The sequence below is a fragment of the Massilia arenae genome (assembly GCF_008014745.1).
GTDB lineage: Bacteria > Pseudomonadota > Gammaproteobacteria > Burkholderiales > Burkholderiaceae_D > Telluria > Telluria arenae.
Window position 1 is genome coordinate 135,171 of sequence record NZ_VPFD01000006.1, and the last position, 21,728, is coordinate 156,898.

Sequence of the window (21,728 nt, forward strand, 5' to 3'; positions counted from 1 at the left end):
CATCCGGGCCCAGCCTCTGATACCACGAAAGAGAATCATGACCGACAAAGTGACCAAGACCGACGCCGAGTGGCGCGACCAGCTCGACCCGATGGAATACCAGGTGACCCGCCACGCCGCCACCGAGCGCGCCTTCACCGGCAAGTACTGGGACCACCACGAACACGGCATTTATCACTGCGTGTGCTGCGATACCCCTTTGTTCGAATCGGACACCAAGTTCGACTCGGGCTGCGGTTGGCCCAGCTACTTCAAGGCCCTGGACCCGGCGAATGTGATCGAGAAGGTCGACCGCACGCACGGCATGGTACGCACCGAAGTCATCTGCGGCGTGTGCGACGCCCACCTGGGCCACGTGTTCCCGGACGGCCCGCCGCCGACCCGCCTGCGCTATTGCATCAATTCCGCTTCGATGCGGTTCGAACCGATCTGAAGGTGACGCGGTGAAGAAATTTCTGTTCGACCTGTTCCCGGTCCTTCTGTTCTTTGGCGTCTATAAGTACGGCGACAGCAACCAGGAGTGGGCGCACCGCCTGGCCGTCGACTACCTGGGTGGCCTGATCGCAGGCGGCGCCGTGCCCCCCGCACAGTCGGCGATCCTGCTGGCCACGGCAGTGGCGATCGTCGCCACCGCGCTGCAGGTCGGCTACCTGCTGGTGCGAGGCCGCAAGGTCGACAATATGCTGTGGCTGTCGATGGCCGTGATCCTGGTCGCCGGCGGCGCCACGATCTACTTCCATGACGACCTGTTTATCAAATGGAAGCCGACTATTCTGTACTGGGCCTTCGCCGTTGCCCTGCTGGTGGCGCAGGTGTTCTACAAGAAGAACCTGATGCGCTCCGTGATGGAGGCCAATATCAAGCTGCCCGACCTGGTGTGGAACCGGCTCGGCTACAGCTGGATCCTGTTCTTCGCCGGTATGGGCCTGCTGAACTTGTTGATGGCTTTCGTGGTCTTCCGTAACGACACCAGCGCCTGGGTCAGCTTCAAGCTGTTCGGCTTTACCGGCATCATGTTCGGATTCATCGTGATCCAGATGATGATGCTTTCGAAATACATCAAGGAGGAAGAAGCATGACCACCATAGACCGCGAAGCACGCCTGCGCACCATCCTCGAGGCCGAACTGGCCCCGGCGTCGCTCGAGATCATCGACGACTCGCACCTGCATGCCGGCCATGCCGGCAACACCGGCGGCAGCCATTACACGGTCAAAATCGTGTCCTCCCGCTTTGAAGGCCTCAAGCTAGTCATGCGCCATCGTCTTGTGTATGATGCCGTTCACGATATGATCAACAAGGCGGAAATCCACGCGCTCGCCATCCATGCGGTCGCGCCTTCCGAGCTGTCCTGAGCCTCGGCTTCAGGCAGCTTTAAGTAATTTGCCCGACAATTTACACTGCTAGTCACAAGAACACATCTAATCTCGTCCAGCAACTATCCCCGCTACAGGAACACACATGACCTTTAAGCCAGCTCGCCTGCTGTTAGCCCTTGTCGCCGTTGCATCGGCTCCCGCTTTCGCCCAGAACCTCGCAGTGGTGAATGGCAAGGCGATCCCTTCGTCGCGCGCCGAAGCCGTCATCAAGCAGGTCGTGGCCCAGGGCCAGAACCAGGATTCGCCAGAACTGCGCGAAGCCGTCAAGAACGACCTGATCGCCCGCGAAGTGCTGATGCAGGAAGCCGTCAAGCAAGGCTACGACAAGAAGCCCGAAGTGCGCGAAGCGCTGGATAACGCCCGCCAGTCGATCGTCGTCAACGCCCTGGCCCGCGAATACATCACCAAGAATCCGGTGAGCGACGCCCAGATCAAGGCCGAGTACGACAAGGTCAAGGCCGAAACCGGCGACAAGGAATACCATGTGCGCCACATCCTGTTCACGACCGAAGACGAAGCCAAGGCCGCCATCGGCAAGCTGAAAGGCGGCGCCAAGTTCGAAGAAATGGCCAAGACCTCGAAGGACACCGGTACCGCCGGCAACGGCGGCGACCTGGACTGGGTCACCCCGGGCGCGCTGCCGCCGGAATTCTCGGCCGGCTTCACCAAGCTGCAGAAAGGCGCGATCACCGACGTGCCGGTCAAGACCAACGCCGGCTTCCACGTGATCAAGCTGGACGACACCCGTCCGGTCAAGTTCCCGAGCCTGGACGAAGTCAAGCCACAGCTGACCGAGAATCTGTCCCAGCAGAAGCTGCGTGACTACCAGGAGCAAATGGTCAAAAAGGCAAAGGTGCAGTAATATGTGCTGTCGCCGGTGCTGAGTTTGCGCCGGCTCTCGTCGCCTGCGGCGATACTTATCGTGTTTATATAGGATCTCAACAATGATTTTGAAGCCAGCCCGCCTGTTGTTAGCCATGACCGCATTGGCTGCCCTGCCTGCACTCGCGCAAAACGCTGCAACCGTCAATGGCAAGGCGATCCCGCAAGCGAGGGTCGACCAGCTGGTCAAGCAAGTCGTCGCCCAGGGCCGCGCCACCGATTCCCCTGACCTGCGCACCGCGATCAAGAACGACCTGATTAGCCGTGAAGTATTGATCCAGGAAGCCGACAAGCAGAACATCGGCAACCGCGCCGACGTCAAGTCGGCCATCGACAACGCCCGCCAGAGCATCATCATCAATGCGATGCTGGCCGACTACGTCAAGAAGAACCCGGTCAAGGATGCCGAGATCAAGGCCGAGTACGACAAGCAGAAGGCCATGATCGGCGACAAGGAATACCACGCCCGCCACATCCTGGTCGATTCCGAAGCCACCGCCAAGGACATCATCGGCAAGCTGAAAGGCGGCGCCAAGTTCGAAGAGCTGGCCAAGCAGTCGAAAGATGGCAGCGCCCAGAACGGCGGCGACCTCGGCTGGGCAAGCCCGGCTACCTACGTGCCTGAGTTCTCGAAAGCCATGGTCGCCCTGCAAAAAGGCGCCATCACCGAGACCCCGGTGAAGTCGCAGTTCGGCTTCCACGTCATCAAGCTGGAAGACGTGCGCGCGACCAAGGTCCCGCCGCTGGAAGAAGTCAAGCAGCAAGTCGCGGAAGGCCTGCAGCAGCGTCAGCTGGCTGCCTACCGCGAGAGCCTGGTCAAGAAGGCCAAGGTGCAGTAATCGCCGGTTGGCGGCATCGAAGAGCGCTCCTGAGGGGGCGCTTTTTTATGGTCGTGTACCTTGCGCTCACGTCGTATCGCCACTGCCCTACCCGATGTGAATATCCGTGCATTTCGTGCGTGGACCTATCTGCTATCGTTGCGGTTTTTCCTTGGCATACCTCAATGGATTTTGATTACTTCGGCATTCTGTTCCAGGTCGTCTTCTGGATTGTCGCCATGACGTTCATGATGCGCTGGTTCGCCCGCAGTCGCCTGCGCGACCGGCCTGCAAGCGAGGCACGCACGCTCAGGCAGCCGACGCCACTTCTCATCGTCGGCATCGTCTGCCTCGCGATGTCCATCGGGATGCTCTACGGTTCGTACACCGAAACCGGCGGTCCGATTCCGTTCGTGGTCGGCTGCGCGATGACGGTGCTCTCCCTGTATCTCATCAGCGACTATTACCTGGCGCGTCATGTGATCGATGACGACGGAATGGCATACGGCCGCACGCTGGGCAAACGAGGATACTTCCGCTGGAGCGACGTCCGGCGTGTCGCCTTCAACAAGCGCATGAACTGGTACCGGCTCGAGCTTGAATCTGGCGTCATGGTGCGGGTCACCGGGATGCAGATGGGTCTTCCGGAATTTGCCGCTCATGTGCTCCGGCATGTTCCTGCGGCACGCATCGACCCGCGCGCGCACGACTTGCTCGAGCACGCCGCACGAGGCAAGCTGCACAGGATATGGCCATGACAGGCGCGATCTTCAGGCGGGCCACTGTCGACGACATACCGGCGATGTCGCGCATACGACTGGCCGTCAATGAGAATCGCCTGCGCGACCCGGGCCGAGTCACGCGGCAGATGTACGAGGATTTCCTGGAACGCGACGGACGCGGCTGGATCGCCCAGGTCGATGGGGCCACTGTGGCGTTCAGCTACGCCAACAGCCTGGATGGCTCGATCTGGGCGCTGTTCGTCGACCCCGCACATGAGGGCAAGGGGCTGGCGAAAGCCTTGCTCGCACTGGCGACGGCATGGCTGTTCGAATCGGGCTACGCCGAGATAACGCTCGATACTGGCGCCGGCACGCGGGCCGACCTGTTCTATGCGCGTCAGGGCTGGACCGGGGGCAACGCCGGCGCCGCCGACGTGCGCTACACGCTGGCGCGCCCAGTGCCCTGACTAGCCGGCCTTGCCCTGCTTGCCGACTTCGGCCAGGCGCTTGCGCAGCAGGTCGGCATGCATGGCGTCGCGCGGCTGCTGCAGAAGCGCCGTCAATGCCAGGCGCTCCGCCGTGCGCAGGGCGTCGTCCGCCGCCACCGGCACGTCGGGAATCACGCCCGTGCCCTCCCAGTTCGATTTGCTGATCGGATTGATTGCGCGGCCCGTCGGGATGAAGACGGAAACATGAGGATGCAGGCGATGCATGCCGCCCGGGTGGGCGCCGCCGCCGGTCGTCTCACCGACAAGCGTTCCGCGCTTCAGCTGTTGCATGTTGTAGCTGAATTCTTCCGCGCCCGAGAAGGTCTTCTTGCTGGTGAGGACATAGATCTTCTTCTGGCCGCCGAAGCGCTTGCCCGGCACCTCGTCCTGGGTCCAGAACGACTCGCGGCGTCCGTCCTGGCGCCAGAGCATGTCGTTGAGGTGGGTGCGCTTGTCGAACAGGTAGCTCGACATGAAGGCGACCGTCTGCGGATCGCCCCCGCCGTTGGCGCGCAGGTCGACGATCAGGGCGTCGGTGTCGGCGACCACCTGCATTGCGGCGCCGATGGTGTCCTTGGCGGCGTCGACCGAGGCGAACATCCTCAGGTCGATATAGCCGATATTTCCCGGCAGCGTCTCGATCTTGCGGACGCCGAAGTTCGAGGCCTTATAGTACGCGAGCATCATTTTTTCCATCTCGGGCGTTGGCTCGGGGGCAATCTCCGGAAGCGGCTGCGCGCTGACCCTGACCCTCAGATGCAAGTCCCTGGTTGGCTCGTGCAGGTCGGCGGTCAGGGCGGTGGCCAGCTCCTCCATCGTCGAGATGTCAGCATACGCACCGCTCTTCTCCTTCGCCTCCAGGCGCTTGACGACCAGTTTCGCCTTGTCGGGGAAAACGTACTGCTCGTCGATCGCCTGTGCCAGCCCGCTGACGATGCTGGAGCGGGTCGCGGCGTCGACCTTCATGCCGTCGGCCGCAACGCTCGCGGCGGTGGAAAGCGTCATGATCAATGCGCACAGCGGACGGACGAGGATCGGGTTCATAGTCTTCAATCGTTGTTGGGCTCGACGCAGTGTACATCGCGGCGGCACAAAAAAACGCCTACGAAGATGCATTCATGATCGATGCATGATTGCTCAGCCACCCCACTTGCGGGGACTTTCAACGCACCGTCACGCGTCCCGTTGCAGGTGGCAGCAAGGCCCTCCAATTCCAAATTCGAGAGGTATGACAGGCGGCTTGATCTTCATACACCCGCTCTGTCCGCCATCGATGGACAATGCGTTGTGTATCGCCTCACGACAATTCAACCACTAACGATCCTCGACATGGCAATCGACGCTTACTTGCGAATAGATGGCATCAAAGGCGAATCCCAGGACGAGCAGCACCGAGGATGGATCGAATGCTACTCCGTGAACTTTGGCGTAGATCAGCCGCGCAGTGCGACCGCATCGACCGCAGGTGGCCATACCGCCGAACGCGCCGAGCTCGACGACGTGCTCTTATCTAAATTGACGGACATGTCGACGCCGATCCTGCTCCAGTACTGCGCAATGGGGAAGACCATTCCAAAAGCGGTATTCGAGTTCATGCGTGCGGATGGCGACGGTATCCCGGTCAAATATTTTGAAATGGAACTGGAAAACGTCTTGATCGGCATGGTCAAGCTGGGAATCAGGCCAGGCATCGGCATGACAGAAAATATCTGCCTGAAATTCTCGAGAGTAAAATGGAAAGCCAGATCTGGATCTCCGACTTCAAACAGCGAGATTTCTGGTCGGGTGCGGGTTACCGTCGCAACAAGCCAAGCCATGTCTTCTATCGCCACTAGAACAATCGCCCTGTGCGCCTTACTGCTCTGCAGTATGGTGGAGTCATGGGCATCGACGGATACCCCACCCCGCATACTGCGTGAGCCCGTGTTTGGCTTGCGCTACGAATCGGCCAAGATCGGGTTCGAACGACTTCCTCCAAGTGCGATTGCCAGTTGCCCGACCTTATCGGACGACGAGAACGGCAGGGCCGTGTGGTACGTGTTCGGCAAGGCCAGTGACTCGTCGAACAGAACCTATTACGTCATTGGGGGATACGAAATACGTACAGCGGCGCCCTTTCCACACCAGCGATACCAGACCGACGGCTTGGGTATCGTCTTTTCGATCGAAGGCTCGATGTGCACCATCATCGATTCGGCAAGGCAAGTTTTTGACGACCGACTTTTTGATGATGAGCTACCCCAGCCAATTCTGAAACTCCTGGCACACGACGTGACGGCGCGGCTCGTCCGCGCATTCGGAGGTGCTGACCGTCTTGAGACAGAGTTCGCGAATCAACGCATCGATCGGGATACTCTACCGCCCGAGCTGGCGCAAGCCTTGCAACCCTATCTGACCAAAAGCGCGCGGCGATAGAAAAAGGCCCGGGCGAAATATCGACCGGGCCCATCAACTACACGCTGGCGTCACTCGCGCCGCCGAGGCAAGCCGTGACAGCTTGCCTCGACAGTGCCGCGTCGATCCGCTCTTCTCCGATCAGCCAACCCACTTGCGCGCATTGCGGAACATGCGCATCCACGGCGACTCATCGCCCCACGATTCCGGCGCCCACGAATGCGTCGCCGCGCGGAACACACGCTCCGCATGCGGCATCAGCACGGTGAAGCGGCCGTCATCGGTGGTCACCGATGTCAAGCCTCCCGGCGAGCCGTTCGGATTGAACGGATACACTTCGGTCGCCTGGCCGCGGTTGTCGACGAAACGCATCGCCTGGTTGACCGCGTTCAAGTCGCCGGTCAGCGAGAAATCGGCGAAGCCTTCGCCGTGGGCGATCGCGATCGGCGCCTGCGTGCCGGCCATGCCCGCGAAGAAGATCGACGCCGAATCCAGCACCTCGACCATGCCGAAGCGCGCTTCGAACTGTTCCGATTTGTTGCGGGTGAACTTCGGCCACGCCTGCGCGCCCGGGATGATCGACTTCAGGTTGCTCATCATCTGGCAGCCGTTGCAGACGCCCAGGCCGAAGGTGTCCTGGCGCTGGAAGAACTTCGCGAACTGTTCCGACAGCAGCGGGTTGAACAGGATGGTCTTGGCCCAGCCCTCGCCCGCGCCCAGCACGTCGCCGTACGAGAAGCCGCCGACGGCGATGATGCCGTGGAAATCATCCAGCTTGGCGCGGCCGGCGATCAGGTCGCTCATGTGGACGTCGATCGCGGCAAAGCCCGCTTGGTGCATCACCCACGCGGTCTCGATATGCGAGTTGACGCCCTGCTCGCGCAGGATCGCCACGCGCGGACGCACGCCGGTCGCGATGAACGGCGCGGCGACGTTGTCCGCCAGGTCGAAGGTGATCTTCGGCTGCATGCCCGGATCGGTTTCGTCCAGCAGGCGGTCGTATTCCGAGTCGGCGCAGGCCGGGTTGTCGCGCAGGCGCGCGATGCGCCAGCTGGTCTCGCTCCACAGGCGGTGCAGATTGCTGCGCGACTCGTTGTAGATCACCTTGGCATCGCGCGTAAACTCGATCGCGCCGCGGTCGTTCAGTTTGCCGATGATGTGGCTGCAGGCGCCCAGGCCCTGGTCGCGCAGCACATTCATCACGGCGCTCTTGTCGTCTGCGCGCACCTGGATCACGGCGCCCAGCTCTTCGCTGAACAGCGCGCGCAAGGTCATCTCGTTGCGGCGCTCGGCAACCTGGCCGGCCCAGTTCTTGGCGTCGCCCCAGTCAGAAGCGTGCTCGCCTTCCATGGTCAGGATGTCGAGGTTGACCGACACACCGGTGCGGCCGGCGAAGGCCATCTCGGTGAGCGTTGCGAACAGGCCGCCGTCCGAGCGGTCGTGGTAGGCCAGCAGCTTGCCGTCCTTGTTCAGCTGCTGGATCGCGACGAAGAAGGCTTTCAGGTCTTGCGGCGAATCGACGTCCGGCACCGAGTCGCCCAGCTGCTGCGTCACTTGCGCCAGGATCGAGGCGCCCAGGCGGTTCTTGCCGCGACCAAGGTCGACCAGGATCAGGGCACTGTCGCCACTATCCGTGCGCAGTTGCGGAGTCAGCGAACGGCGCACGTCCACGACCGGCGCGAACGAGGACACGATCAGCGACACCGGAGAAATGACGGCCTTGTTCTGGCCTTCGTCGTTCCAGGTGGTGCGCATCGACAGCGAATCTTTACCCACCGGGATCGACACGCCCAGCGCCGGGCACAGTTCCATACCGACGGCCTTGACGGTGTCGAACAGTGCAGCGTCCTGGCCTGGCTGGCCGCAGGCCGCCATCCAGTTGGCCGACAGCTTGATGTCCGAGATGTCGTCGATCGCGGCGGCCGCGATATTGGTGATCGCCTCGCCCACGGCCATGCGGCCCGATGCGGCGGCGTCGATCACGGCCAGCGGGGTGCGCTCGCCCATCGCCATCGCCTCGCCCAGGAAGCCCTCGAAGGACATTGCGGTCACGGCGCAGTCGGCAACCGGAACCTGCCACGGGCCGACCATCTGGTCGCGCACGCTGGTGGCGCCGACGCTACGGTCGCCGATGGTGATCAGGAACGATTTATCGGCCACAGCCGGGTTGAGCAGCACGCGGCGCGCCGCTTCCGGCAGTTCGATGCCGGTCAGGTCCACCGGCGGGAAAGCGTGCTGGACGTGTTCGACGTCGCGCAGCATCTTCGGCGGTTTGCCGAGCAAAACGTCCATCGGCATGTCGACCGGCGCGTTGCCTTCTTGATCGTCGATCAGTTTCAGCTGGCGCTCTTCGGTGGCGGTGCCGACCACGGCGAACGGGCAGCGCTCGCGCTCGCACAGCGATGCAAATTTTGCAAGGCTTTCTGGCGAAATCGCCAACACATATCGCTCTTGCGATTCATTCGACCAAATTTCCTTTGGCGCCAGACCGCTCTCTTCCAGCGGCACCTTGCGCAGGTCGAAAATCGCGCCGCGCTTGGCGTCGTTGACGATTTCCGGGAAGGCGTTCGACAGGCCGCCGGCGCCGACGTCGTGGATCGAGATGATCGGGTTGTTCTCGCCCAGCTGCCAGCAGCCGTTGATGACTTCCTGCGCGCGGCGTTCCATCTCCGGATTGCCGCGCTGGACCGAGTCGAAGTCCAGGTCGGCGGTATTGGTGCCGGTGGCCATCGACGAAGCGGCGCTGCCGCCCATGCCGATGCGCATGCCCGGACCACCCAATTGGATCAGCAGGCTGCCGACCGGGATCTCATCCTTGTGGGTGTGCTGGGCCGAGATGCTGCCGATACCGCCGGCGATCATGATCGGCTTGTGGTAGCCGTAGACCGCATTCGCGGCGCCGACGTTCTGCTCGTAGGCGCGGAAGTAACCGCCCAGGACCGGACGGCCGAATTCATTGCTGAAGGCGGCGCCGCCGATCGGGCCGTCGATCATGATCTGCAGCGGCGAGGCGATGCGCTCCGGCTTGCCATAGACTGCGTCGCTGCGCTCGGCCCTGGTCACGTCCGACGCGTTTTCCCAAGGACGCTGGGCGTCCGGCAGCAGCAGGTTCGACACCGTGAAGCCGGTCAGGCCGGCCTTCGGCTTGGCGCCGCGGCCGGTCGCGCCCTCGTCGCGGATCTCGCCGCCGGCGCCGGTCGAGGCGCCCGGGAATGGGGAAATGGCGGTCGGGTGGTTGTGGGTTTCGACCTTCATCAGGGTGTGCACCAACTCGGTCGACGCACCGTATTCCTGGCCGTCGCGCGGGAAGAAGCGGGTGACGGTGGCGCCTTCGATGATCGACGAGTTGTCGCTATACGCGACCACGGTGCCGCGCGGGTTCAGCTGGTGCGTGTTCTTGATCATGCCGAACAGCGACTTATCCTGCTTGACGCCGTCGATGATCCAGTCGGCGTTGAAGATCTTGTGGCGGCAGTGCTCGCTGTTCGCCTGCGCGAACATCATGAGCTCGACGTCGGTCGGGTTGCGCTGGGCCTTGGTGAAGGCTTCGTGCAGGTAGTCGACTTCGTCTTCCGACATCGCCAGGCCGAGTTCCGTGTTGGCGCGCACCAGCGCGTCGCGACCGGCGCCCAGCACATCGATGCTTTCCAGCTGCTTGCCTTCGAGTTCGTTGAACAGGTGCTGGGCGTCGTCGGCGCTGCGCAGCACCGATTCGGTCATGCGGTCGTGCAGCAGTGCGCTGACGGCTTCCAGTTCCTCGCCGCTGAGCTTCTTGGCGGCGCCGAAGCTGCTGCCCAGGATGCCGCTCTTGAGCACCACGGTGTAGCCGACGCCGCGCTCGATGCGGTGCACGTGGGCCATGCCGCAGTTGTGGGCGATGTCGGTCGCCTTCGAGGCCCAGGGCGAAATCGTGCCCAGGCGCGGAATGACGAAGAACTCCTCGGTCACGCCCTCGTACAGCGTTTCAGCCGCCGGCTCGCCATAGGTGAGCATGGCCGATAGACGTTGCGTGTCGTCGGTGGAGAGCGGCGTGCTGGTGTCGATGAAGTGGTAGAAGCGTCCCTGGACGGCGGCGATCGACGGGGCGACAGCTTGCAGTTGGCTCAGGAGGCGTTGGCTACGGAAGGCGGACAGGGCATTGGAACCCGGCAGAATCAACATGGCTTGGACAGTCGTTGATGCAGCGTGGCTGCTAGGGTGGAAGATAGCCCGCTATTATACAGTGTTGCACTATGGTCGGGCCGTCGGCCGACTGACAATATGACACTGCAGTTTCCTTGATCGAATTGAAACTTGCCGGTATCTTTACGGTAGACAATATTTGAACCGCGCCCTCACCGAGGCGCCGGATGACCTGGACGAGAGCGACGATGCAAGAGAATGGAAACCTGGCGGTGCTGGTGGTCGACCCGAACCCGGGAATGCGCACCAGCCTGCAGAACATGCTGAACCTGGCCGGCATCGGCAAGGTCGAGTACGCGATCAACGCCAACACGGCCATCCGCCAGCTGCAGCGGCGCGCCTACGACGTCATCCTGTGCGAGTACGACCTGGCCAGCGGCAGCGGCGAAGGGCAAGATGGCCAGCAGCTGCTGGAAGACCTGCGCCATCACCGCCTGATCTCGGCCTCGACGATCTTCATCATGCTCACCTCCGAAGGCGTCTACGACAAGGTAGTCAGCGCGGCCGAGCTGACGCCGACCGACTACGTCCTCAAACCGTTCACGGTGGAGATGCTCAGCGGCCGCATCAAGCGCGCGCTGGAGCGCCGCGCCGCCCTGCTCCCGGCCTGGCAGCTGGCAGCCCAGGGCAAGCTGCGCGAGGCGATCGCCGCCTGCCGCGACGGCGCCGCCGCGCAAGCGCGCTACGCCGCCGACTTCGCCCGCATCCGCGCCGAACTGCACACGACCTTGAACGAGCACCAGGAGGCCGCCGAGGTCTATCGCGAAGTGCTGACCGAGCGTCCCCTCGGCTGGGCCGCGCTGGGCATGGCGCGCGCCTTTTTTGCACTCGACCAGGTCGACGACGCCCGCGCCATCCTCGACGAACTACTGGTCGCCAATCCGCGCCTGATGGCCGGCTACGACCTGCTGGCGCGCTGCCTGGAGGCGAGCAACGAGCCGGACCTGGCCAAGAAGGTGCTGGAAGACGCGGTGGCGATCTCGCCGCACGTGGTGCGGCGCCTGCGCAAGCTGGGCGAAGTGGCGCTCGCGGCAGGCGACGTCGAGGGCGCCGAAAAATCGTTCCGCCAGGTGGTGACCAAGGCCCGCTATTCCGAATTTCGCAATCCCGAGGACCACGTCAACCTGGTCAAGGCGCTGGTGACGCGCGACGACCTGCTCGGCGCCACCGGCGTGGTGCGCGACCTGGAGCGCTCGATGCGCGGCAACCCGGCGGCCGACGCCTGCCGCGCCTATGCCAACTCGCTGGTGCTCGACAAGAGCGGCAACGCCGGCGCGGCGGTGGCCGAGTTGCAGGCGGCGGTGACGGCGGTGCGCGCAGGCGGCGCGACCTCGCCCGGCCTGCGCATGGACCTGGCCAAGGCTTGCCTGGATCACCAGCTCGACGAACAGGCTTCGAACGTCATGCTGACGGTGATGAACGAGGCCAACAACGGTATCTCGGTCGACCAGGCGATGCACGTGTTCGTCAACGCCGGCCGCACCGACATGGTCGAGGGCATGGGCCAGCAACTGCGGGCGCAAGCGCAGATTCTGCTCGGCGTGGCCGACGAGAAGCGCAATATGGGCGACGTGCGCGGCGCGGTGCAGACCCTGCTCGAGGCGCTGCACATCGCGCCGAACAATCTGCAGGTGATGGTGGCTACTGCCGGCGGCATCCTGCGCCAGGTGAACGAGCTGGGATGGGATCATCCGCTGGGCGACACCGCGGCCCAGCTGCTGGAAGGGATTCGGGCGCAGGATGCGCAGCATCCGCGGCTGGTGGCGTTGACCGATGAGTATCAGGCGGCGCGGCGCAAGTACGGTATCGCTGCCGCCTAGCCAAGGTCAAGGATCAGGCATGCCGCGGTAGCCGGGCGGCACCGCCATTCCCGGCCACTGTCGGTCGTTCTTGGGCAGGGCGTAGCACATGCTTGACGAGACCATCTCGCCACTGGCAAGGTCGCGGCAAGCCCACATGACGGTACTGCGGTGCTTGAAATTGTCCCAGGCCGTGCCGACCACGGCCAGAGGCGCTGCGGCGCCTGGCGCAAGGACTGCGGCACTCGCCGTGGATCGTGTTTCGGTTGTCGTGCTGCTGCAGGCACCCAATGCGCCGCATAGCACTAAGACGGGGAGCCGTGAAACCGATCGATGCGACATGCATTTTCCTTGAAGATGGAATCACGCGCCCGCCTGGACGCTCCCCGCATTGCGCGATGGATCGATCGGCGGCTGAGTTCGAATCATCGCTTTTCGCGCCCTCCTCCCCTATCATCGTAGCAATTCCTTACAAATCCGCCGTCACCGCGGTTCCGGCACGGTACTAGAATTGGTCATCGTCCCCCCCGGTGAGGGTCTGCCATGAACCCGCAGATCATAGGCGCGGCGAAACGCCTGATCCTTTCGCTACTAGTGGCATGCGGTCTCGGAGGCTGCGTTGCCTACGGACCGCCTTATGCGGCCTATGATGGCGCATATGCGCCCGCTTACGGTTACTCCAACTATCCGGCCTACCCCTATTACGGCGCCTATCCCTACGGCAGCCCTGCCTACGCCTATCCACCCGTGACGCTCGGCCTGGAATTCTCGTACTACGACCGCGGCCCGCGCCACTACGGACACGGCCATCACCACGGCAGCGGCCACTATCATGGCAGCCACGGATGGCGTGGCCACCATGGCGGACATGGCGGTCGCCACCACGGAGGCCACGGACACGGTCGGGGTCATCCACGCCGCTGAGCGCATCGAGTAAACCGGATCAGGCAGGCTCCCCGTATCCGCCTCCGCCTGGCGTCTCGATCACGAACACGTCGCCCGGCGCCATATCGGTCTTGCCGATATGGCCCAGCTCCTCGACCTGGCCGTCGGCGCGCTCCACACGGTTGCGACCGCGTTCAGCCTCTTGTCCGCCGGCCATCCCGAACGGCGCGTGAATCCGGTTGTTGGACAGGATCGCCGCCGTCATCGGCTCCAGAAAGCGTACCTTGCGCACGCCGCCATTGCCGCCATGCCAGCGCCCCGCCCCGCCCGATCCCTGCCGGATCTCGTAACTCTCCAGCCGCACCGGGAAGCGGAATTCCAGGATCTCTGGATCGGTCAGCCGCGAGTTGGTCATATTCGTCTGCACGACGTCGGTACCGTCGAAGCCTTCGCCTGCGCCCGAGCCGCCCGAGATGGTCTCGTAATACTGATAGTGCGCATTGCCGAAGGTGAAGTTGTTCATCGTGCCCTGCGCCGCCGCCATCACGCCCAGCGCGCCGTACAGGGCGTTGGTGATGCAGGTCGAGGTCTCGACGTTCCCCGACACCACCGAGGCCGGATAATGCGGGTTGAGCATCGAGCCGGGCGGGATGATGACCTTCAAGGGTTTCAGGCAGCCTGCGTTCAGCGGAATCTCGTCGTCCACGAGGGTGCGGAACACGTACAGCACCGCCGCCATGCACACGCTCGACGGCGCGTTGAAGTTGTTCGGCAGCTGGCCCGACGTGCCGGTGAAATCGACCTCCGCGCTGCGCGTCTGCTGGTCGACCCGGATCGCGACGTCGATGTGGGCGCCGTTATCGAGCTCGTAGTGGAAGCTGCCGTCCTTGAGCGCCGAAATCACGCGCCGCACGGCTTCTTCCGCGTTGTCCTGCACATGGCCCATGTATGCGCGCACGACGTCCAGGCCGAAGTGCGCCACCATCTTGCGCAGCTCCTCGACGCCCTTCTGGTTCGCGGCCACCTGCGCGCGCAGGTCGGCCATGTTCTGGTCGGGATTGCGGGCCGGGTAGCGCGCGCCTTGCAGCATGGCGCGTGCTTCCGCCTCGCGCAGGATGCCGTCCGCGCCGTCGACGAGCTTGAAATTATTGATCAACACGCCTTCCTGCTCGATGTGATCCGAGTCGGGCGGCATCGAGCCCGGCGTGGTGCCGCCGATATCGGCGTGGTGACCGCGTGAACCCACGTAGAACAGGATCTCGTTGCCGGCTTCGTCGAACACAGGCGAAATGACCGTCACGTCAGGCAAGTGGGTGCCGCCGTTGTACGGGTCGTTGAGCACATAGACGTCGCCCGAGCGCATGCGGCCGGCGTTCTCGCGCATCACGGTCTTGATACTCTCGCCCATCGAGCCCAGGTGCACCGGCATGTGCGGCGCGTTCGCGACCAGGTTGCCGTCGTGGTCGAAGATGGCGCAGCTGAAGTCCAGGCGTTCCTTGATGTTGACGGAATAGGCCGTGTTCTGCAGCCGCAGGCCCATCTGCTCGGCGATCGACATGAACAGGTTGTTGAAGATTTCGAGCATCACCGGATCGGCCGTGGTGCCGATCGCGCGCCGTTCGGGCAGCGCTTCCACGCGCTGCAGCACCAGGTGATTGTAGCTTGTGACCTGTGCCTGCCAGCCCGGCTCCACGATCGTGGTCGCATTGTCTTCGGCGATGATGGCAGGGCCACGCACCACGTGCCCTGGCTGCAGCGTGCGGCGCGCGTAAATGCCGGTCTGATGCCACTGCGCGCCGCTGTACATGCGCACGCTTTCCTGCGGGGCTGGCGCAGCTTCCTGCGTGGTCTCGTGCGCTGGCTGCTCGGGCGGCGCGTCTGACTGCCCGATCGCTTCCACCGACACGGCTTCGACGATCAGCGCCCGCGACGGCATCAGGAAGGAGTAACGGCGTTTATACGCCTGCTCGAACTGGGCCTGCATCGACGCCACATCGTCGAACTGCACGACCAGCGCCGAATCGGTGCCTTCGTAACGCAGGTGCACGCGCTCGACCAGTGCGATGCGCTCGGCTTCCACGTCTTGCTTGAGCAGTTGGCCACGCGCCGCCTCGCCCAAGGTCGTCAGCCGCGTGGCCAGCGAATCGAGCGCCGCATCCGACAGCTTCTCTTCCACCGCCTGCTCGCGCATCGCGGTCTGGTCGGCCAGGCCCATGCCATAGGCCGACAACACGCCGGCCAGCGAATGGATGAACACCGTCTTCATGCCCAGCGCGTCGGCCACCAGGCAGGCGTGCTGGCCACCCGCGCCGCCGAAGCTGGTCAGCGCGTAGTCGGTGACGTCGTGGCCGCGCTGCACCGAGATCTGCTTGATCGCATTGGCCATATTGCCCACCGCGATCTGGATGAAGCCTTCGGCCACGACCTCCGGCGCCGGGCGTTCGCCGGTGGCAGCGCCGATCTGGTCCGCCATCTCCTCGAAGCGTGCCCGCACCGCGCTCGCGTCAAGCGCTTCGTCGCCACCAGGCCCGAACAGGCGCGGGAAGTAATTCGGTTGCACCTTACCCAGCATAACGTTGCAGTCGGTGACCGCAAGCGGTCCGCCGCGGCGGTAGCTGGCCGGGCCGGGATTGGCGCCGGCGCTGTCCGGCCCCACGCGATAGCGGCTGCCATCGAAGTGCAGGATCGAGCCGCCGCCGGCGGCCACCGTATGGATGCTCATCATCGGCGCGCGCATGCGCACGCCGGCAACCTGGGTCTCGAACACCCGCTCGAACTCGCCCGAGAAGTGAGACACGTCGGTCGAGGTACCGCCCATGTCGAAGCCGATCACGCGCTCAAAGCCGGCCAGCCGGCTGGCGCGCACCATGCCGACGATGCCGCCGGCCGGTCCAGAGAGAATGCTGTCCTTGCCCTGGAAAGCGCGCGCATCGGTGAGCCCTCCGTTGGACTGCATGAACTGCAGGTTCACGCCCGGCAGCTCGCCCGCCACCTGGTCGACGTAACGGCGCAGGATCGGCGACAGGTAGGCGTCGACCACGGTGGTGTCACCGCGCGCGACCAGCTTCATCATCGGGCTCACCTCGTGCGAAACCGAGACCTGCGTAAAACCGATCTCGCGCGCGATGCGCGCCACCGCGGCTTCGTGGCCCGTGTGGCGGTAGCCGTGCATGAACACGATCGCCAGCGAGCGCAGGCCGCCGTCATACGCCTGCTGCAGGCCGGCGCGTGCAGACGCTTCGTCCAGCGGCTGCACGACGTCGCCGTGAGCGCCCATGCGCTCGTCGATCTCGATCACCTGTGCATACAGCAGTTCGGGGAGCACGATGTGGCGGTCGAACAGGCGCGGCCGGTTCTGGTAGGCGATGCGCAGCGCGTCGCGGAAGCCCCGCGTGATAGCCAGCGCCGTCGGCTCGCCCTTGCGCTCTAGCAACGCATTGGTGGCCACCGTGGTGCCCATCTTGACAGCTTCGACGCTTGCCGCAGGCAGCGGCTCGCCCGCAGCCACGCCCAGCAGGTGGCGGATGCCTGCCACGGCCGCGTCGCGGTATTGTTCGGGATTCTCCGACAGCAGCTTGTGCGTGACGAGTTGTCCATCCGGGCGTCGCGCCACGATGTCGGTGAAGGTGCCGCCTCGGTCGATCCAGAACTGCCAATCCATGCCTTGCTCCTGCTGTAACGGGTGAAGCGCCTATTGTAGATCGGACGGCGCGACAACGTTGGCTGAAATGCACGACAATGAATCCATACCCCCAACGATATGAACGAGCATGGAACGACATCTTTACACGGTCGCGCAACTGCGCGCCATCGAACAAGCAGCCTACGCCGGCCTGGCGCCGGGCACCCTGATGCAGCGCGCCGGCAAGGCTGCCAGCGACTTTGCCCTTGAACTGCTGGGCGACCGGCGCGACCGGCCGGTGCTGGTGCTGGCCGGTCCCGGCAACAATGGCGGCGACGCGCTCGAAGCCGCGGCCAACCTGGCCGACGCCGGCGTGGACGCCACCGTCCTGCACCTGCCAGGCCGGCGTGACGCCTCCACCGAAACGGCCGCCGCCTATGAACGCGCCCGCGCCGGCTCGGTCGGCTGGATCGACATGCTGCCGCCTGGCGCCGAATGGGGCCTGGTGATCGACGGCCTGTTCGGCATCGGCCTGGAACGGCCGGTGGACGGCGACTATCGCGAAGTCGTGGTTGGCCTGGAGACGATCCGCTGCCCGATCCTGGCGCTCGACGTGCCGAGCGGCCTGGATGCCGACACCGGCGCTGTGATCGGCCCGGACGGCATCGCGGTGCGCGCCACGCACACGATCACGTTCCTTGGCGATAAACCCGGCCTGCACACCGCCGACGGTCGCGACCATGCCGGACAGGTGCGGGTCGACATGCTCGGCGTCGGCAGCGAGGCGCTGCCGCGCGCGACGGCGCAACTGAGCGGCCTGCCGCTGTTCGCCGGCCGCTTCACGGCGCGGCGCCACAACACACATAAAGGCAGCTTCGGCGACGTCGCGATCATCGGCGGCGCCCATGGCATGGCCGGCGCGCCGGTGCTGTCCGCGCGCGGTGCGCTGTACGCGGGCGCCGGCCGCGTTTACGTCGCTGCGCTGAACACGCCGCCCGGCTACGACAGCAGCCAGCCCGAGATCATGTTCCGCGCGGCCGAGGACTTCGATTTCTTCGGCCGCACGCTGGTGATCGGCCCCGGCATGGGCGACTCGGCCAGTGCGATCCGCCTGCTGGCCAGGGCGCTCGACAGCGACAGCCCGCTGGTGATCGACGCCGACGCATTGAACCTGATCGGCGCCAGCCCCGACCTGCAATCGCGACTGGCGCAGCGTACCGCGCCGGCGGTATTGACGCCGCATCCGCTCGAAGGCGCGCGCCTGCTCGGGATGACGGCGGCGGTCGTGCAGTCCGACCGCCTGGAAGCCGCGCGCGAAATGGCGCTGCGCACCAATGCAACGGTGATCCTGAAGGGCTCGGGCACGGTCATCGCGCGTCCCGATGGTGAAGTGCTGATCAACCCCACGGGCAACGCCGGCCTGGCCACAGCGGGCAGCGGCGACGTGCTGGCGGGGATTTGCGGCGCCCTGCTGGCGCAGGGATGGACCGGATGGGAGGCGGCAGCTGCCGCCACCTGGATCCATGGCGCGGCGGCCGATACGCTGGTGGACGAAGGCGTCGGTCCGATCGGCATGACCGCCGGCGAGTTGCCGGCGGCCGTGCGCAAGGTATTGAACCGGCTGGTGAAGGATGCCGCCAGCCGTTGATGTATTTATTCGACCAGGCGGCCGGCCGCGATCGTGATCGTGCGGCCGCAGCGCGCCGCCATGCCCGGGTCGTGGGTCACCAGCACCAGGGTCGAGCCGCGTTCGCGATTGAGCTCGAACATCAGCTGGATGACGGATTCGCCGGTGGCGGCATCCAGGCTGCCGGTCGGTTCGTCGGCGAACAGCAGCGGCGGCTCGGTGACGAAGGCGCGCGCCAGCGCGACGCGCTGCTGCTCGCCGCCGGACAGGAATTTCGGATAGTGCTTCAAGCGGCTCGACAGCCCAACGCGGCCCAGCATCTCGGTGGCCTTCTCGCGCGCCCCGGCGTCGCCGCGCAGTTCGAGCGGCAGCATCACGTTCTCGAGCGCGGTCAGGTGGGCCAGCAGCTGGAACGACTGGAACACGAAGCCCAGCTTGGCCTTGCGGAAGGCCGCGCGCCCGTCTTCATCGAGGGCGAAGATGTCGGTGCCATCGAGCAGCACGGTGCCGGAGGACGGCGTGTCGAGGCCCGCCAGCAGGCCAAGCAGGGTCGACTTGCCCGAGCCGGATGCGCCCACCAGCGCGAGCGTCTCGGCCGGTTGCACGGTAAAATCGATGCTTTGCAGGATGGTGAGCTCGCCACTGGCGTCGGCCACCTTCTTCGACAAACCGCTTACCTGGATCGCGGGCGGACGGCCTGCTTGTACGCCGGCGTCGCTGACGCCGTTTTTGAATGCCTCGGGATGATCACGCATGCTAGCTTTTCTTAAAAATTTAACTGTCGTCGCATTCTTCACCTTGGCCGCGACGGCGAGCGCCTATTCTGCACCAAAAACCGTGCTCGTGGTGGGCGACAGCCTGTCGGCCGAATACGGCATCGCGCGCGGCGCGGGCTGGGTGGCACTGCTGGAACAGAAACTGCAACGCGAGAAAATCGCAGCGAAGGTAGTCAACGCCAGCATCAGCGGCGAGACCACCAGCGGCGGCCGCGCCCGCATGCCGGCCCTGATCAAGCAGCATCGTCCGGACGTCGTCGTCATCGAACTGGGCGCCAACGACGGCCTGCGCGGCCTGCCGGTGCCGTCGGCCGAAGCAAACCTGCGCGCCATGATCGCGATGGCGCAAGACACCAAGGCGCGCGTGCTGCTGGTCGGCATGCGCATGCCGCCGAATTATGGGCGTGCATACACCGAACGCTTCTTCAATATGTTCGAGACCGTATCGAAATCCACCAAGTCGCCGCTGGTGCCGTTCATGCTCGAAGGCGTGGCCGACAAGCCGGCGCTGTTCCAGCAAGACCGTTTGCACCCGACTGCCCAGGCGCATCCGATCATCCTCAATAACATCTGGCCGCAGTTCGCGGCCCTCATCAAAAAGTAAGCTTCAATGAGCATGAAGTATCCGGAAGTCCTGGGGTTCGACGCCCTGCTGCCGCAGCTCGAGACGTTCGATGCGATCATCGATGCGCGCAGCGAGGCCGAGTACGCCCTCGACCACATTCCTGGCGCGATCAACTGCCCCGTCCTGAACGACGAGGAACGCGTCCTGGTCGGCACGCTGTACAAGCAGACCGGCGCCTTCGAGGCCAAGAAGGTCGGCGCGCCGATCATCGCGCGCAATATCGCGCGCCATATCGAGACCCTGTGGGCGGACAAGCCGCGCGAATGGCGACCGCTGGTGTACTGCTGGCGCGGCGGCAACCGCAGCGGCGCGATGGCGCACATCCTGGCGCGCATCGGCTGGCCGGTGGTGCAGCTCGAAGGCGGCTACAAGACCTATCGCGCGCACGTGAGCGCGGCGCTGGAGAATCCTCCCGAGCTGGATTTCCGCGTCGTGTGCGGCACCACCGGCAGCGGCAAGAGCCGCCTGCTGGAAACGCTCGACGGCATTGGCGCCCAGGTACTCGATCTCGAGAAACTTGCGGCCCACCGCGGTTCGGTGCTGGGCCACCTGCCGAATGAACCGCAACCGACCCAGAAGATGTTCGAAAGCCTGGTGTGGAACAAGCTGCGCCGCTTCGACCCGAGCAAACCCGTGTTCGTCGAATCCGAGAGCAAGAAGGTCGGCAACCTGCGCGTGCCAGGCGTGGTCATGGAACGCATGCGCGCCTCGCCCTGCATCGCCGTGAACCTGTCGCGCCCGAACCGCGTGCGGCTGCTGATGGAAGACTACGAGCACTTCTGCGCCGATCCATCGGCATTGAACACGCAGCTGGACCACCTGGTGCAGCTGCACGGCCGCGCGCAGATCGAGGCCTGGCACGCGATGGCCAATGGCGGCGAGATGGCGGAACTCGTCGACCAGCTGCTGGAGCAGCACTACGATCCGGCCTACCTGCGCTCGATTGATCGCAACTTCGTGCGTTACCCGCAGGCCGACGTGCTGGCGCTGGACGATATCGCACCGGACGATTTTCTCCAGGCAGCGCGCAGGCTGCACGCCGCCTAGCTAGCGGGGTGCGCGGCTGCGGTAGAAGTCGTCCCCAGCGATCGCCCTCACCTGCTCGAGATTCCAGTACTCGGCGATGTCGTGCGCCTTCACGATCAATCCCTCGGGGGGCACCTGCTCGCCGACATGGCCCTGGAGCTCGAGCTGGATCATCACCTGCGCGCCGGGCGCTCCGGCATCCCGGATGCACTGCTGGATCGCCTGGACGACCTCAGGGGTGAGGAACGTCAAGGAGCTGACACACAGTTTCTGGTTGTGGCATCCATAGTCGTCGTCGACCACCCAGAAGTCGGCCCGGCCAAAAGCATTCTCGTCGCCATACCACTTGCAGGTGATGACCAGGGCGTCATACAGGCGCTGCCAGCCCGGGTCGACCTGGTCCTCGTCCTCGTCGTCCATAGAGCTGCATTGCCCGTTGGCCAGCTTGATCGATTCGCTCATTTTCAAGCACCCCCTTTCAGCGTCAGATAGCCCCTCGGCCTG

The 21,728-nt window shown here is 64.4% G+C and carries 16 protein-coding genes and 1 pseudogene; 12 read left to right on the forward strand and 5 right to left on the reverse strand.

What is annotated here, in order from left to right; translation table 11 throughout:
* Window positions 1-37: 37 nt before the first annotated feature.
* From msrB to FVD38_RS08040, 7 genes are all read left to right on the forward strand, one after another.
* Window positions 38-433 (forward strand): peptide-methionine (R)-S-oxide reductase MsrB, encoded by a 396-nt coding sequence (gene msrB / locus FVD38_RS08010; protein WP_147934330.1) that lies wholly within the window; start codon window positions 38-40, stop codon window positions 431-433.
* Between the two features lie 10 nt (window positions 434-443).
* Window positions 444-1,079 carry a septation protein A gene (locus FVD38_RS08015; RefSeq protein WP_123069775.1) on the forward strand — a complete coding sequence of 212 codons (636 nt, stop codon included), beginning with the start codon at window positions 444-446 and terminating at the stop codon, window positions 1,077-1,079.
* Window positions 1,076-1,354 carry a BolA family protein gene (locus FVD38_RS08020; RefSeq protein WP_147934331.1) on the forward strand — a complete coding sequence of 93 codons (279 nt, stop codon included), beginning with the start codon at window positions 1,076-1,078 and terminating at the stop codon, window positions 1,352-1,354. The genes FVD38_RS08015 and FVD38_RS08020 overlap by 4 nt, the downstream gene beginning before the upstream one ends.
* 106 nt (window positions 1,355-1,460) lie before the next feature.
* Complete coding sequence (locus FVD38_RS08025; protein WP_147934332.1) at window positions 1,461-2,240, forward strand: peptidylprolyl isomerase; 780 nt, start codon at window positions 1,461-1,463, stop codon at window positions 2,238-2,240.
* 82 nt (window positions 2,241-2,322) lie between these two features.
* Window positions 2,323-3,099: a peptidylprolyl isomerase gene (locus tag FVD38_RS08030; protein ID WP_147934333.1), complete on the forward strand. Its 777-nt coding sequence runs from the start codon at window positions 2,323-2,325 to the stop codon at window positions 3,097-3,099.
* 164 nt (window positions 3,100-3,263) lie between these two features.
* A complete protein-coding gene (locus FVD38_RS08035; RefSeq protein WP_187271511.1) occupies window positions 3,264-3,836 on the forward strand; it encodes a PH domain-containing protein in 573 nt (190 codons plus the stop codon).
* Window positions 3,833-4,267: a GNAT family N-acetyltransferase gene (locus FVD38_RS08040; protein ID WP_229493501.1), complete on the forward strand. Its 435-nt coding sequence runs from the start codon at window positions 3,833-3,835 to the stop codon at window positions 4,265-4,267. The genes FVD38_RS08035 and FVD38_RS08040 overlap by 4 nt, the downstream gene beginning before the upstream one ends.
* On the opposite strand, the gene FVD38_RS08045 is transcribed toward FVD38_RS08040, so the two are convergent.
* The gene (locus FVD38_RS08045; RefSeq protein ID WP_187271512.1) at window positions 4,268-5,332 is read right to left on the reverse strand and encodes a S41 family peptidase; all 1,065 of its coding nucleotides are present in this window, start codon (window positions 5,330-5,332) and stop codon (window positions 4,268-4,270) included.
* A gap of 285 nt (window positions 5,333-5,617) precedes the next feature.
* Here FVD38_RS08045 and FVD38_RS26795 point away from each other — a divergent pair.
* Window positions 5,618-6,028, forward strand: a pseudogene (locus FVD38_RS26795) (Hcp family type VI secretion system effector); the annotation flags it as partial.
* 795 nt (window positions 6,029-6,823) lie between these two features.
* Here FVD38_RS26795 and purL read toward each other — a convergent pair.
* Window positions 6,824-10,843, reverse strand: a complete 4,020-nt coding sequence (gene purL, locus FVD38_RS08055) for a phosphoribosylformylglycinamidine synthase (RefSeq protein ID WP_147934337.1) — start codon at window positions 10,841-10,843, stop codon at window positions 6,824-6,826.
* 209 nt (window positions 10,844-11,052) lie between these two features.
* Between purL and FVD38_RS08060 the strand changes: the two genes are divergently transcribed.
* Window positions 11,053-12,684 (forward strand): response regulator, encoded by a 1,632-nt coding sequence (locus tag FVD38_RS08060; protein ID WP_147934338.1) that lies wholly within the window; start codon window positions 11,053-11,055, stop codon window positions 12,682-12,684.
* A 922-nt stretch (window positions 12,685-13,606) separates the two neighbouring features.
* Here FVD38_RS08060 and FVD38_RS08070 read toward each other — a convergent pair.
* On the reverse strand, window positions 13,607-17,209 hold the full coding sequence (locus tag FVD38_RS08070) for a hydantoinase B/oxoprolinase family protein (RefSeq protein ID WP_147934340.1): 3,603 nt from the start codon (window positions 17,207-17,209) through the stop codon (window positions 13,607-13,609).
* Window positions 17,210-17,318: 109 nt separating this feature from the next.
* Between FVD38_RS08070 and FVD38_RS08075 the strand changes: the two genes are divergently transcribed.
* A complete protein-coding gene (locus FVD38_RS08075) occupies window positions 17,319-18,818 on the forward strand; it encodes an NAD(P)H-hydrate dehydratase (protein WP_147934341.1) in 1,500 nt (499 codons plus the stop codon).
* Window positions 18,819-18,823: 5 nt separating this feature from the next.
* Here FVD38_RS08075 and FVD38_RS08080 read toward each other — a convergent pair whose 3' ends face one another.
* Window positions 18,824-19,552, reverse strand: a complete 729-nt coding sequence (locus FVD38_RS08080) for an ABC transporter ATP-binding protein (protein WP_147934342.1) — start codon at window positions 19,550-19,552, stop codon at window positions 18,824-18,826.
* On the opposite strand from FVD38_RS08080, the gene FVD38_RS08085 reads away from it, so the two are divergent.
* Window positions 19,551-20,177 carry an arylesterase gene (locus tag FVD38_RS08085; RefSeq protein ID WP_147934343.1) on the forward strand — a complete coding sequence of 209 codons (627 nt, stop codon included), beginning with the start codon at window positions 19,551-19,553 and terminating at the stop codon, window positions 20,175-20,177. The genes FVD38_RS08080 and FVD38_RS08085 overlap by 2 nt on opposite strands.
* A gap of 12 nt (window positions 20,178-20,189) precedes the next feature.
* Window positions 20,190-21,245 (forward strand): tRNA 2-selenouridine(34) synthase MnmH, encoded by a 1,056-nt coding sequence (mnmH, locus tag FVD38_RS08090; protein WP_147934360.1) that lies wholly within the window; start codon window positions 20,190-20,192, stop codon window positions 21,243-21,245.
* On the opposite strand, the gene FVD38_RS08095 is transcribed toward mnmH, so the two are convergent.
* A complete protein-coding gene (locus tag FVD38_RS08095; protein WP_147934344.1) occupies window positions 21,246-21,686 on the reverse strand; it encodes a hypothetical protein in 441 nt (146 codons plus the stop codon).
* Window positions 21,687-21,728 lie beyond the last annotated feature (42 nt).